Source organism: Desulforapulum autotrophicum HRM2 (genome assembly GCF_000020365.1).
Taxonomy (GTDB): domain Bacteria; phylum Desulfobacterota; class Desulfobacteria; order Desulfobacterales; family Desulfobacteraceae; genus Desulforapulum; species Desulforapulum autotrophicum.
Map to the genome: position 1 here is coordinate 5,024,875 of NC_012108.1, position 12,258 is coordinate 5,037,132.

General features: G+C 45.9%; 12 protein-coding genes and 1 pseudogene. 2 read left to right on the plus strand and 11 right to left on the minus strand.

Annotated elements, in window-relative coordinates; all coding sequences use genetic code 11:
* Nucleotides 1–244 precede the first annotated feature (244 nt).
* The 7 genes and pseudogenes from HRM2_RS22055 to HRM2_RS28400 all read right to left on the minus strand — a co-directional run bounded on the left by HRM2_RS22055 (nucleotide 245) and on the right by HRM2_RS28400 (nucleotide 7,668).
* On the minus strand, nucleotides 245–2,230 hold the full coding sequence (locus HRM2_RS22055) for a restriction endonuclease (protein ID WP_015906243.1): 1,986 nt from the start codon (nucleotides 2,228–2,230) through the stop codon (nucleotides 245–247).
* Nucleotides 2,231–2,241: 11 nt separating this feature from the next.
* Nucleotides 2,242–4,218: an ATP-dependent nuclease gene (locus HRM2_RS22060; protein ID WP_015906244.1), complete on the minus strand. Its 1,977-nt coding sequence runs from the start codon at nucleotides 4,216–4,218 to the stop codon at nucleotides 2,242–2,244.
* Between the two features lie 431 nt (nucleotides 4,219–4,649).
* Nucleotides 4,650–5,438, minus strand: a complete 789-nt coding sequence (locus tag HRM2_RS22065; RefSeq protein WP_015906245.1) for an HNH endonuclease — start codon at nucleotides 5,436–5,438, stop codon at nucleotides 4,650–4,652.
* A 47-nt stretch (nucleotides 5,439–5,485) separates the two neighbouring features.
* On the minus strand, nucleotides 5,486–5,836 hold the full coding sequence (locus HRM2_RS22070) for a hypothetical protein (protein ID WP_015906246.1): 351 nt from the start codon (nucleotides 5,834–5,836) through the stop codon (nucleotides 5,486–5,488).
* Between the two features lie 140 nt (nucleotides 5,837–5,976).
* Nucleotides 5,977–6,240, minus strand: coding sequence for a hypothetical protein (locus tag HRM2_RS22075; RefSeq protein WP_232364121.1), 264 nt, complete (start codon nucleotides 6,238–6,240; stop codon nucleotides 5,977–5,979).
* Between the two features lie 14 nt (nucleotides 6,241–6,254).
* A pseudogene (locus tag HRM2_RS28395) lies at nucleotides 6,255–7,498 on the minus strand (IS91 family transposase).
* On the minus strand, nucleotides 7,495–7,668 hold the full coding sequence (locus tag HRM2_RS28400; RefSeq protein ID WP_015906249.1) for a tyrosine-type recombinase/integrase: 174 nt from the start codon (nucleotides 7,666–7,668) through the stop codon (nucleotides 7,495–7,497). The pseudogene HRM2_RS28395 and the gene HRM2_RS28400 overlap by 4 nt, the downstream one beginning before the upstream one ends.
* A 4-nt stretch (nucleotides 7,669–7,672) precedes the next feature.
* Here HRM2_RS28400 and HRM2_RS26300 point away from each other — a divergent pair, with 4 nt between their 5' ends.
* The gene (locus tag HRM2_RS26300; protein ID WP_015906250.1) at nucleotides 7,673–7,840 is read left to right on the plus strand and encodes a tyrosine-type recombinase/integrase; all 168 of its coding nucleotides are present in this window, start codon (nucleotides 7,673–7,675) and stop codon (nucleotides 7,838–7,840) included.
* 264 nt (nucleotides 7,841–8,104) lie between these two features.
* Here HRM2_RS26300 and HRM2_RS22085 read toward each other — a convergent pair whose 3' ends face one another.
* The 4 genes from HRM2_RS22085 to yedE are packed head-to-tail and all read right to left on the minus strand — an operon-like array spanning nucleotide 8,105 to nucleotide 10,916.
* Nucleotides 8,105–8,992 (minus strand): NAD(P)H-hydrate dehydratase, encoded by an 888-nt coding sequence (locus HRM2_RS22085; RefSeq protein WP_015906251.1) that lies wholly within the window; start codon nucleotides 8,990–8,992, stop codon nucleotides 8,105–8,107.
* Nucleotides 8,980–9,540, minus strand: coding sequence for a DUF3343 domain-containing protein (locus HRM2_RS22090; RefSeq protein WP_015906252.1), 561 nt, complete (start codon nucleotides 9,538–9,540; stop codon nucleotides 8,980–8,982). Before HRM2_RS22090 ends, HRM2_RS22085 begins: the two co-directional genes overlap by 13 nt.
* Before the next feature lie 36 nt (nucleotides 9,541–9,576).
* A complete protein-coding gene (locus HRM2_RS22095) occupies nucleotides 9,577–9,795 on the minus strand; it encodes a sulfurtransferase TusA family protein (protein ID WP_015906253.1) in 219 nt (72 codons plus the stop codon).
* 26 nt (nucleotides 9,796–9,821) lie between these two features.
* Nucleotides 9,822–10,916 (minus strand): YedE family putative selenium transporter, encoded by a 1,095-nt coding sequence (gene yedE, locus HRM2_RS22100; protein WP_015906254.1) that lies wholly within the window; start codon nucleotides 10,914–10,916, stop codon nucleotides 9,822–9,824.
* A gap of 219 nt (nucleotides 10,917–11,135) precedes the next feature.
* Here yedE and cfa point away from each other — a divergent pair, with 219 nt between their 5' ends.
* Nucleotides 11,136–12,254, plus strand: a complete 1,119-nt coding sequence (gene cfa, locus HRM2_RS22105; protein WP_015906255.1) for a cyclopropane fatty acyl phospholipid synthase — start codon at nucleotides 11,136–11,138, stop codon at nucleotides 12,252–12,254.
* The last annotated feature ends 4 nt before the right edge of the window (nucleotides 12,255–12,258 follow it).

The following is a 12,258-nucleotide window of genomic DNA, read 5'->3' on the forward strand; positions in this document are numbered from 1 at the left end:
GTATTTCCTTAGGATTTAACATATATCGCTGTAATAAATAATACCCTCTCTAAAATTCAAATTGAAAAAGAACGATAATAATGAGCAGTGCCGGTTAAATAACTAAATCCATTGAAAATACCGAATATTATATGATTGGTAAATTATTTAAGAATGGCCTCGGCTTTAGGCACCTGCTCAATTATTTGGGTTATGAGATTTTTTGCGCTTTATCAATATCTCAATACCCGTCTCTGATTTCCCCTTAGTCGGCAGGTTTCTTTGATTTGCTAACGAAAGACCTGATATTTTCGACATGCTCTAATGTCCGTTTATGGCAAGAATCTATTGCATCGGCCAGCAGTTCAATTCTGTTAGGTTTAAAATAAATCATCAAACTTATTGAACCAGAGGGACCCCTGATTCCTATATTTATAGACTCCCTTCCAGTCATCTTCGTGGGCCTCCAAAGAATATTTTTTAACTGGCGGAAACTCATTTCATTTTCACCAACTTTGAAGCCCTCGTCATATCCGCATTTATTCTGTTCAGTCATCTTGTATTTAAACAGCTCAAAAAAAAGATCATCATTGCTTACAGAGGAATCCAAAACATCAATATCTACTATGCAGGTAATAACCCTGGACTTAATATTAATCGGAAGGGCCAAACCATTTCTCGTATTACAACCTTTTTCACTCTGCACCTCGAATTCAAGCTCATTCTCGATACGTCTAAATAAGTCTATCAAGCCCTCTTTCTCCAACAGTTTTGATACTATATTCTGCACACGTAATGAATGCAGAAACTCTTTCAACTCAGCCTTGAGCTCGTCGTGATTTTCGATTCGCTCAAAACAAAAATACAATTTCTTTTCCTTGGGATCTTCTAATACGAGCGTAGTTAAATTAGAGCTTGCCAAAGCCATCGAACATTCAAAATCATTGTTATAACTGACTTCAAAAACAATCGACTTCTTAAAGGTTTCAATTGCTTTATAAGAAATTATCTTGATGATATCATCGCTATTTTCATCAAGCGGCTGGCTATAGTGAAACGAGACCAAAATCCCGGATTCAATATTGGCTATGACGAGCTCATCATCATCAAGCTTTTTATACTCATCAGGGATTGACAAAGCGGCAACAAGTTCTTCATTAAATTCACCAGCTACCGAAACAAATGATGTGTAAGGTTTTATTCCGGTAACTACAACATCTTCTGTGTCATGGATATAGACAGGAGCCATCAAAGGTGATGAAAGCATGCTGATCCAGCTGCCTTCCTCGACTACAAAACTTTCCAGCAACGTAGAGCATAAAAATTCACGCACATTTTCATAATTAAACCGGCTTGTTTTATTGATCACATGGAATTCAAGAATAGAAATTGGTGCAGTTACAAGGTCGTGCGGTGCCTTCAGAGTGCATGGCATAAACAAGTTCGAAGCAGAAACAAACCATTCACGAGCGAATATTATCACCTCTTCATTTTCAATTTTCCAGCTTATTCCAGATCTCTCAACTTTATAGCCATCCTCTCTTAGCTTCCCATTAAAGACCTCTATACACTCTTTTATGGCCGCCGGTTCCCTGTCAGGCATTCTTACAGGCAACGCTCTGAACGAAAATCTTTTTACCGAATGAAGTTGAGCTAATCCTGAAAACCACCTATTCAATAGGTTCTGGTTCTCTCGAATCTCATTCCACAAGTCTCTATCATTCCATACCTTAAGTTCCGGGTACCCTTCTCGTTCATAATCACCATTCACATAGTTAGCTTTTGCAGGAGTGGTCATATCTGCATTTGTGACCAACAATCCTTTATCGTATCTAAGGCGGCCAGTTGTAGACCAAAGCTCATCGAGATCATGCCGATCAAGATTTGATTTATAAGGGTTTTCAGTATGCCGACATTGTGTGACGTGTTTTTTACCATCTGGAGTGATGGTATGGATATCTCTGCTCTGATCACCCGGCCCGTCCGTTATGTCACCGCGAGTATGGTTATGGTTTTCTATGAGGATCTGCTCAATTAGCTCCGGAAAGTCAGAAGCCGGTAGCTGCGCCATCAAATCAGTTAATGCATCTCGATGTGGCAGTAAGGATCTGGAAGGTGTTTCAGATTCCGTGACTGGATGTCCCGATCGAAGGTTTTGTATTTCTTGAAGTTCCTCATTAAAGTCGTATTCGTGAGGAATGTTATGATAATAGATCTTTGTAAGATGCTGAACAATTCTTAGCGCACACATATAGACACCTATCAATCACCTTCTAACTGAAGTTCACACAGACAGCACTTTTCCCATTTGACAGCCACGGCCTTTTCCAGGATTGAATGGATTGAAGGAGGGACAACCGGCGGGTCTTGGGAGGTAAGTTTTCTCGCGATGTATCTTGCTACCAACGGCTTACCTGAATATCCATGCAGACCCATATCCTTTCTCGCATCCGCCGTAAGCTTTTCGACACCTGGAATCTCAGGAGCAAGGTCCGTTTCCCATTTATGCGGAAAACAGGCCACATTATCACGAATCATTATAGCATCAGGAGGATCAGTAGGTTCCCCTATCAGCCCAAGCAGCTCTACCGATTTGTCCACTATATTTTTATCCCCGTTGCCTCTGTCATAATCAAACAGTATGAAACACGGAATTCCAAGCTCATTGAAGATTCGGTAAAGCCGGTCCATAGATCCTTTGCCACCGGAATCTACTACACTGATATTCAATGCGTCCAGCTGGTGACCAGACGCCTCAGCGTATATGGGAAGGGAATATTGCTCAGTCGCCCCTTCGACAAGGATGATACTTTTCGCAAAAAAACCCTCACTGCGGTTAGGATGATAGGCATGCGAATACAATTCGCGCATGGATTCAGCAGTGGCGTCCTTTCCATGCCTGGCCTTTAGATCCTCAATCATTACCCACATCGGTAGTTGCCAGACCTTGCTCTTGACCGTTTTTTTGCCATCTATTTCCTCCTGGGTCGACTCGACCCTGATAACCTCATCAAAATAGGCCACATCCAACAGCAAAGAAGAATGCGTTGAAAAGAGAACTTGGTCATCCTTATCAGCAATGCCCCTAAAAACCTTTCGGATGTTACGCTGAGCCTGTGGATGCATGTACAGCTCGGGTTCTTCGACAGCAAAGATCATAGGCTTTTTTTTCTGTTCGCCGGCCCCAGTGACCAATTCGGAATAACAGCGCAGTATCGAAAAGATTATCGCTCTTTGAAGACCGTGTCCTTTATTGGTGACCATATTCCGGAATCCATCATCCGCGAATAGCTGGGGAGTCGTCAACAGCGTCTCGACAGAAGGGGATTGGAATTCGATCTCCAGATCACAGGACATATACTCTTTCAAGACATCGTTCAGCTTCTTTTCTGTCTCGACGATGCTTTCCAACCTCTCAGCCCCTCCGATCCGGTTCAGACGTTTTTGGAGACCTTCCAGCGTTGTCTCAAGCTCAGCCTTTTGCTGAGCCGTTACGCTTTCCAGGACAGCATAGAGGAGCTTCCCGAAAGGATTGGTCTTGGTAACCTTAGCCTCATCGGTTATATCTCTGACAGCAGGGACAAAGATGAAATGCGGCAGGGTCCCTTTCAGGACTCCGGCATAACCTTGCGGGTTGTCGTTCCACACATCTTCGAAATCATCGTCTGTAAGATGAGCCTCAATAAATTCTTTCACCTTTTCTTTCCACACTCCAACCGCAGGCTTGCTCGTGCCAGTGTAACCAAGAAAATCGGCATCGCCAACTTTCAGGTCATCTTTATTTTTCCACCATTCAGTGATGTTTTTTCCGTTGATTTGGCCTTCCTGCAACCAAACATACTTTGGCATCGGCTTGCAAAAATGCTGGCTGATGACAGGTTTCCCATCGCCTGGAGAAGCGCCTTCTTCCTCAGGTTCCTCGATTTTCCAAGTAGCCGACCGTGCAATATGGAAGGTATCGTCAGGTCTTAAGAACGGCTTCAATTTTTCGTCCTCTTTCTCAGCGTCGGACAATTCATTAAAAACGGCCTCGATCCATATCTGCAGTTCAGAATCGCCATTCCAGAATGTTTCTTCATCGACTTTTGTAGTGGAGGGATTGAACAGAAGATCTAATGCCCTGATGATTGATGATTTGCCGGCATTATTTGCTCCAACGAGGGCCTGCATTGAATCTATATTGATGCGTACGTCTTTGCAGGAACGATAATTCTTGATGTAAACCCATTTGAGCTTCATGATTTGGGTCTCCTTATCTTCTCAGTCCTTATTCTAAATTAGTTCTTTAAAACGTTAAGTTAAGCAGCCTCCACGAGACCAAAAAAATCATGAGGTCTGTCTTCAACTTATTTGTTGGTCGAACCCGATTTGCCGGGTGAGACTGGCACGATATTTTCCCTTGGTGTAAAGTAACTTTTTGCCTCTCCCGTCCGCCCGTAGGGCTTCGTCCAGCCTTGAACATCTACGGCTTGCCCGTTAGCATGTTCGTTGTTAGAATTTTTTCAGACTAAGAGTCAAAAACATATAATGTTTATATTTCAACCCCTTGTGTCCGCACAACTGACAAATGTCTTTTTTCGAATATTCAATTTCGATTTCATTTGTGAAGGACCAATCGGAATAAGTAATTTTTTCATCATCCATAAAGGTAACCGTAAAATTTTAAAATATCAGTTCAATATTTGATCTTTATACTTTTCTGGAGGTGGATATTTTAAGCAGAATTCATTAATTAGCTTTTTATGCTCGGTTTCATCTTCATTTTCCCAAAGTGACTCAAGATATTGAGATTCTTCCTCTATCCATTCCAAAAAATTCAGATATTCTTGTGAGAAATACACCCAAGCCCATTTGTCTGGCGAGTTTGAGTCATAATATTTAGTTTTTCTAACAAGGCGAAAATACTTTCCTGCTACTTGGTACCATATTCCTCTTAATTGCTTTCCAAATTCTGATGTTAACCAGACATCAAAACAAAAATCTGAATCATCCCTCCTTGCAATTTCAAGAAATCTATCAAGGGATTTCAAAATTTCGTAAATATTTTCATTTGTAACTAACTTTGAACTTGTTAACACTTCGATTGCACCATCATCAGCCCAGAATAAATCAAGTCTTTTTATGTGGGTTAAATTGTTTGGTTTTCGTGATGGTTTTGATTTTCGCAGCTTTTTTAATTTTTTATAAATTTTAATTGCTCTCGGTGCATAAACAGTTTCTATAGCATATTGGAGTCGCGGAATAAGGTCAGAATCAGTTTTGTTGCTTTTTCCTAAATTGAAATCTTGAAACGTTAGTACATAATTATGAAACGAGTCTTCACCACCTTTAGAAACCGGATGAAGGTGGTCAATAACCATTTCTTCACGCTTTATCGGCCTGCCTGTATAAAAGCAGATACCTTTATATGCAAGGAAAACAGCCTCTCTCACCATTGGATTGCTAATAGATATCTGCATTATTTTTTAAAGAATTGTTTACCATATTTTTTTTGTTGCTAAAGCCGCTAATCAACCGCACGGCGTTTAGCTTCAGTAACCTTTAAATTTTCATACTTCTCTTCAAGTTCATTTATCAGGTTCTTGGTCATGCCGAGCGCATGATTAAAGGCTTCTGGATCTCCGTTTATCCCAGCCACGATATTATCTTTTATGGCTTCTAAAAAGCGGATATTTGTGAAGGTATTATCTTGAGCTTCAAGTATCTGTTCAGTCATATTCCAATCAGGATGATCTTTCAAAGGACAGGTTACAGGAAATTCTCTGCCGGTATTAGATTCGATTTGATCTCCGACAAGCTTGCATGACCGCCACTCCGGACACCGATGACCACATTTTTTTAACTCCCATATTTTCAAGTCAACAACGCCCCCTTTTTACTTTTGTTTTTTCCCAACTAAAAGCGTTTTATCAATAGTCCCGCCTCAGACGAGCCCATGATGTTTATACTTGATGCAATCTTTCTGAAAAACTGAACCGGTCGTTCCGTGAGGCGGGATTAGTGATAAAATGTTGTTGAACAATGCCGCGGATCTGGGCCAGAAGTTCTTATTTCAACTATGGGGTTTATATCGCCTGTCTTCTGACTGCGCAAGGGTAATATGATGTTTTTTTTGAGGAAATGTCTTAAATTGTTACCTGTTGTTTGTCGCATATTATTTTGCTTTGATATGAAGGCCAAACCAGGAACAATGCTGCCTGTTTTTAAACGCACCTCACCGGGATGGCCTGCTGCCATTTTACTTGCCGTAAATTGTTTCAAATTAAAGATTATATTCAAGAGGTATCCCAGGCAACCTCCTTTCGAGAGGGTAAAATATAGTCAACATACTCCGGTAATAATTCATAAAGCCTTACCAGGCGTCCTTTACCGCATTTAGGACATTTCCTGATATTAACACCGGTGAGTCTTTGCATCATTTCTTCCAGGGATTCCTCATCAAGACTGGGATCAGCTTTGTCTTCCGTACCATTCTGGGCCAACTGACTTATCAGGAGTATGTTCTGTGCCTTATACCGGGGGGACAAAAATCCAAAGTGCCGGATTTTTTTGAATCCTTTGGGCAGAACATGGAGCAGGAATCTTCTGATGAATTCAACTGCATCAAGGGTCATTTCTTTGAGGGCATTGTTCTGTGCCCGATCTTTCCAGGTAAACACGACTTTGTCATTTTCAAAGGATTTAATTCTGTGATTGGAAATGGCCACACGATGCGTATATCTGCCCAGGTACTCAAGAACTTTCCCAGGGCCTGAGCAGGGGGATTTGGCATAGCCGGACCATTTCTTTTTCCGGATGGTTTTGATCAGGCTGTTGAATCCGGCTGATGTTCCATATTTATCAGTATTGCCAGGAAACTTGAGCTCTCCGGCTTCGTATAATTCCTTTAGGCCTTTGATATAGATCCCCTTGAATGCATTAACCAGGGATCGCGTTTTAAAAAGGTAGTTTTTTTGGAAGGTGTCCAGGTTGTTCGGTCGTCTGACAGTACGCCGCCGGGTACAAGGCAATGAAGATGAAAATGATCCAGAATGGTCTGGCTCCAGGTGTGAAGCACGCCGATAAATCCTGGCCTGCCCTGGAGCCGCCATTGGGGATCGGCGGCAAATTGTTTAATGGTCAGATTAACCGAGGAGAACAAAAGATCCAACAAAGGTCTCATATTGCACAGAATGACCGGGTTCAGATCGTGGGGCAGCGTGAATACAAGGTGGTAATAGGTGGCCGGCAAGAGTTCTGATTGACGGTTCATCAGCCAGCGTTCTTTGGTCATGGTCTGGCACTTGGGACAATGCCTGTTCCGGCAGGAATTATAGGCGTTTTGATGGTGATCGCAGTTGGAACAAAAATCAATATGGCCTCCCAGGGCCGCTGTCCGACAGACGATAATCCGGTTCATTACTTTTATCTGTTCGTGTGAGGCGTTGAATTTTTCCAGAAAGAGATGCCCTGCCTGCCTGAAGATATCTGCTATTTCGTGTTTGGGTCTGCTGCTTTGATCGCAGCGCTCAGCGATCATTGGAGCACCGCATCGGCAGGACTGACGACTTTGGATATGGCATCATTACTGATGTGAATATAACGGGCGGTTGTCCTGATGGATTTATGGCCGAACATCTTCTGAAGGATGACTGTCTGAGTGCCCTGTTCCAGTAAATGGGTTGCGAAGCAGTGGCTTTGAAAATCCAAACGTTTGGATTTTCTCAGCCACTGTTTTGCAAGCCATCTGCTACAGGCAAATTATGATATTCGTACCATTCAGGAACTTTTAGGGCACAGTGATGTTCGAACCACAATGATTTATACCCATACCGTCCATTCAAGAACCATTAAGGAAACAAAAAGCCCCTTGGATTTATAGAGCAGGTTCTATAGCTCCGCCCCGTGGGTTACATTTTTCGCAGGTATAGACAATTGAAATTTAATCCATTTTATTGACACATTACTTCTTATATAAGGATGAAAAAAAAAGCAATCAGGGAAAAACCCAATTTTTAAAAAATAATTTTTCTCTGAACGGCTTTCCATGGAAAACGGTGGGATAAGCTACCGGATGTTGCCCTGTCCGTAATGAAAAGATATCTTGTCTGCAGATCGTCACCATCCAAATATTTGCAAATCACGGTCATGGAGTCGGTTTGTCAAAAGCATGAGGAATGGCGGCTAACACCTCGGTAAGTGCCCGTGGGATCTGGTGTATCACCTCAACGATGGACGAGGCTGGGGTGGGGTTGGCATAAAATCCGGCAAGGCGGTTTGTCTTTGCTGCAATTTCAGCGGCCAAGGGAATGGCCATGCCACTTGCCACCAGGGCCGTTACAATGCCCGTGAGGGTATCCCCGGTCCCGCCCATGGCCTCCATGGCCTCAACGGCCGGGAAGTCCACGGTTGATAGAATGCCCGCCCCATTGGCCACATGGTCAATTTTTCCCTTTACAAGGAGATGGGTTGCACCGTTATTGTGGAGATAGGCCCGCTGGATGAGGTCTTCGGCCCTGTTTTCGTCATGGAGAATGAACCCCCGGGTATAAAAGGGATGGGGGGCGGTCTCATCGGCAAGAAAGGCAAGCTCTCCTGCATCCGGGGTAAAGAGATCATAAAAACCGGCCTGGCCACTCATTTTGGCCGCATACATGAAACCGGCATCGGCAATCATCAACGGTTTTTTCGCCATGGCTTCCACGGCAAAAACAATCCGGTTGTGCCAGTCCACGTCGGGCTGAAGATAGTGAAAGGCCAGGGTGTGAATCGCCATGGCCGGAAGGTGCTCCACAAGATGGCTGTAGAGCCTTCGGCTGCCCTTGCCAAGCCCGATATCCCCCACCAGAAATCCTGTGACCTCGCAATCATCCAGGACTTCGCAGGCCTTGAGGACCGCAGCCACTAGGGCCGGGGTTCCCCGGTTAACGGCCACATCAAGGCCTTGAATTTCAAGGGTATCCCCCTTTAACCTCACCTCGCCTGACACCAGGGGAAAGGAGTCATCGGGAACGGTTCCAACTATGGCAAGCATTGTCGCTCGATCTCCTCAAGGGCAAGTTTCAGGGCATAGCCGCACAGGGTATGGCCCATGATGCCGGGTCTGGGGGTATTGCTGAGGGTCTGGCCCACCATGAGACCGGCAAGGTAGGGAACGTCCGGGCATCCACCCCCGGAAACATTGACGATGACAAGCGTCTCCTTGTCCACGGTGAGTTTCATGTTGGCGGCCCTGACCATGAGATACCGACCAAAATCCTTGGTATGGAATAGATCCACCGGTTTTAAAAGCGGATCATTCACCGGAACCACTTCAAGGGGAGGAATCCCCGCATCCGTGAGCAGGCGCGTAAGATGGAGTTCTTCCATCAGCGGGAACTCAATGACAAGATCGCATCCGCTCTGGATTCCCGGCGGCGGCCCCATTACCCGGATGGGCCATCCCCCGTTCTTTAACACCCGTTCGGCCTGGATCACCTCGCTCGTGTTCTCAAACACAAGTATCCCCAGTATCCCCAGATCATCCCGGTCCTGTGGCGACTCCTGCCGTTTAAACCGATTGAGAAAACGGCGAATCAACATGGCAGGTACATTCCGGCTCGTCCCATCTTTATCCCATCAGTCCCTGGCAAGCGAGATGGTGTATTCCTCCCCATCCTGGGCGATATCCACAACCTTACATCCCTGGCTTACGGCGGCCCTTGAGACATTTTCCTTTGAAGCTTCGCTGTCCACCAGGACTTTGATTTCCTTTTCTGATCCGCCCTTGATTTCATCCATGGTCATCAGGACCGGTTGGGGACACGAAAGCCCCCTGGCATCTATGGTAACACTCATCGTAACTCTCCTCTTAACGCTTCTGGTTAACGCTTCTGGACTTTTTTACCCATGAAAAAACCGATAAAAAGACAAATCGCCAACCCTATAAACACGCCTGCAATGCCGTGGGGGCCGACGCCCTTGGGTGAACTTGCAAGTCCGAAATTGTGGGCAACAGCAGCTCCTGCAATCATGCCAAACACAAACACGGCCGCATCCCCGTCGCCTTCACCTGCAAGGAAAAGCTGACGTCCGGGACATCCGCCTGCAAGGGCAAAGGCAAGCCCTGCAACCAGCATGCCGGCAAAGTTCCAGATGTGCATTGTGTGGGCCACGGGTTGACCCTCAAAACCCGGATGAAACTGACCGACAACAAGGTTGGTTCCCAGGGCGAATACAAGCAAGGCCATGAACCCGGAGAACAGATGCACCTGCTTGAACAGAATCAGGTCCCGGAGGGCTCCCATGGTGCAGAACCGGCTTCTCTGGGCAATAAATCCAACCACCAGGGCAATACCAAGGGAGATCAAAAGGGGTGCATGCATGGCACCCGGTCCCTTGAGGCTGTAAAAGAGTACTCCGGTTTTGGCCTGGCCCTCCACAAAGGGATAGATGATCATGAGGACAAGCAGGCCGACCATGACAAGGGGCAGGGTGAAGCCTGCGGCCCTGGGGCTTGGCTGGGTCCGTCCAAGGGTGTAGCCGTTTTTCAGGAACTGCACCCCGATCCAGATACCGGCAGCAAGGCCCAGAAGACCGACAACCGCGTTCCAGTCTCCACCGGCAATGCGAAGCACGGCCCGCCAGGGACATCCCAGGAATACCAGAGCGCCGATCATGGCGATCATGCCAAGGATAAACCGTACAACGGGCGCTGACCCGCACCTTGGCCGAAATTCGTTAAAGCTGAGGGCCGCAACCAGGGAACCCAGGACAAACCCGATGATTTCAGGACGGATATATTGAACCACCCCTGCCCTGTGAAACCCCATGGCCCCTGCGATATCACGCTCAAAACAGGCCACACAGATACCCATGTTCCCAGGATTTCCAAATTTTTGCAGCAAGGCTGCTGCAATGCCGATAAAGGCGCCAACACCGATGATTCCCCACCGGGTGGCAAAAACATTTTTAACCATTTCCAGATCACCTCCAACTATGGATTAAAAGACAAAATCGCTTGTTTTGACTCATGACTCATTTACAATCAGGTTAATGGCACATTTTTTCTGTAAACTCTAATTGATATTTGTGATCAAAGACACAAGGCAAATAGAAATACTCTATAACCTCGAGAATGGGTTGACATTCATTTCCCGGTTGCTGTAACTTTAAATTCATCAAAAGGAGGTATCCCAATGGGAAATGATGAGAAAAAGACTTTTGCACGATTGATGCAGTATGCGGGCATCACCATCAACGGAGATCGCCCCTTTGATCCAAGAATACACAACGACGGATTTTACCGCAGGGTCCTGACACAGCAGAACCTGGGGCTGGGCGAATCCTACATGGAAAAATGGTGGGACTGCACGGCCCTTGACCAGTTCATCACAAAGATCCTGCAGACAAACCTTCGGGAGCATTTAAAAAAAGACTGGGCCACGGCTCTGCAAGTACTCAAAGCTGCGGCATTCAATCTCCAGCGCCCGGGGCTGGCATTCAGGGTTGGCGAAATCCACTACGACATCGGCAATGACCTCTATGAGCGAATGCTCGACAAAAGAATGCAGTACTCCTGCGGCTATTATAAGGATGCGGATACCCTTGAAGAGGCCCAGCGGGCAAAGCTTGACCTTATCTGCAGGAAGCTTGCCCTTGAGCCGGGAATGGAGGTCATTGAACTGGGCTGCGGATTTGGCGGGTTTGCACGATTTGCAGCCGAAAATTACAGGGTCAAGGTAACCGGCTACACCGTTTCAAAGGAACAGGCAAAATTTGCAAGGCAATACTGCAAGGACCTGCCCATTACCATCCACCTGGAAGATTACCGCAAGGCCACAGGAAGTTTTGACCGGGTCGTCTCCATTGGTCTGATGGAGCATGTGGGGTGCAAAAACTACCGAACCTATATGAAGCTTGCCAACCAGCTGGTCAAGGCGGACGGCATCGTCTTTATCCACACCATTGGCAGCAACGTGAGCAACATCACCTGCAATCCATGGACTACAAAGTACATTTTTCCAAACGGCATGCTGCCGTCCATGGCCCAGCTGTCAAAGGCCATGGAAGGCCTTTTTGTCATGGAGGACTGGCATAACTTCGGCGAAGATTACGACAAAACACTGATGGCCTGGCACGACAACTTTGTCCGCACCTGGCCTGAACTCAAACAAAACTACTCGGACGCTTTTTACCGCATGTGGAAATACTACCTGCTGAGCTCGGCAGGCGGCTTTCGCGCAAGAAGCATGCAGGTGTGGCAAATGGTCCTGACCAAGCCGGGCAGGCCCTGCCCAGACACCCGGATTTCCTAAGGAG

Bases quoted from the DNA above. Each gene is read 5' to 3' on its own strand.
- HRM2_RS22085 (WP_015906251.1), bottom strand. From the start codon at position 8,992: ATGCTTGCCATAGTTGGAACCGTTCCCGATGACTCCTTTCCCCTGGTG.
- HRM2_RS22055 (WP_015906243.1), bottom strand. From the start codon at position 2,230: ATGTGTGCGCTAAGAATTGTTCAGCATCTTACAAAGATCTATTATCAT.
- HRM2_RS22065 (WP_015906245.1), bottom strand. From the start codon at position 5,438: ATGCAGATATCTATTAGCAATCCAATGGTGAGAGAGGCTGTTTTCCTT.
- HRM2_RS22060 (WP_015906244.1), bottom strand. From the start codon at position 4,218: ATGAAGCTCAAATGGGTTTACATCAAGAATTATCGTTCCTGCAAAGAC.
- cfa (WP_015906255.1), top strand. From the start codon at position 11,136: ATGGGAAATGATGAGAAAAAGACTTTTGCACGATTGATGCAGTATGCG.
- HRM2_RS22090 (WP_015906252.1), bottom strand. From the start codon at position 9,540: ATGTTGATTCGCCGTTTTCTCAATCGGTTTAAACGGCAGGAGTCGCCA.
- yedE (WP_015906254.1), bottom strand. From the start codon at position 10,916: ATGGTTAAAAATGTTTTTGCCACCCGGTGGGGAATCATCGGTGTTGGC.
- HRM2_RS22095 (WP_015906253.1), bottom strand. From the start codon at position 9,795: ATGAGTGTTACCATAGATGCCAGGGGGCTTTCGTGTCCCCAACCGGTC.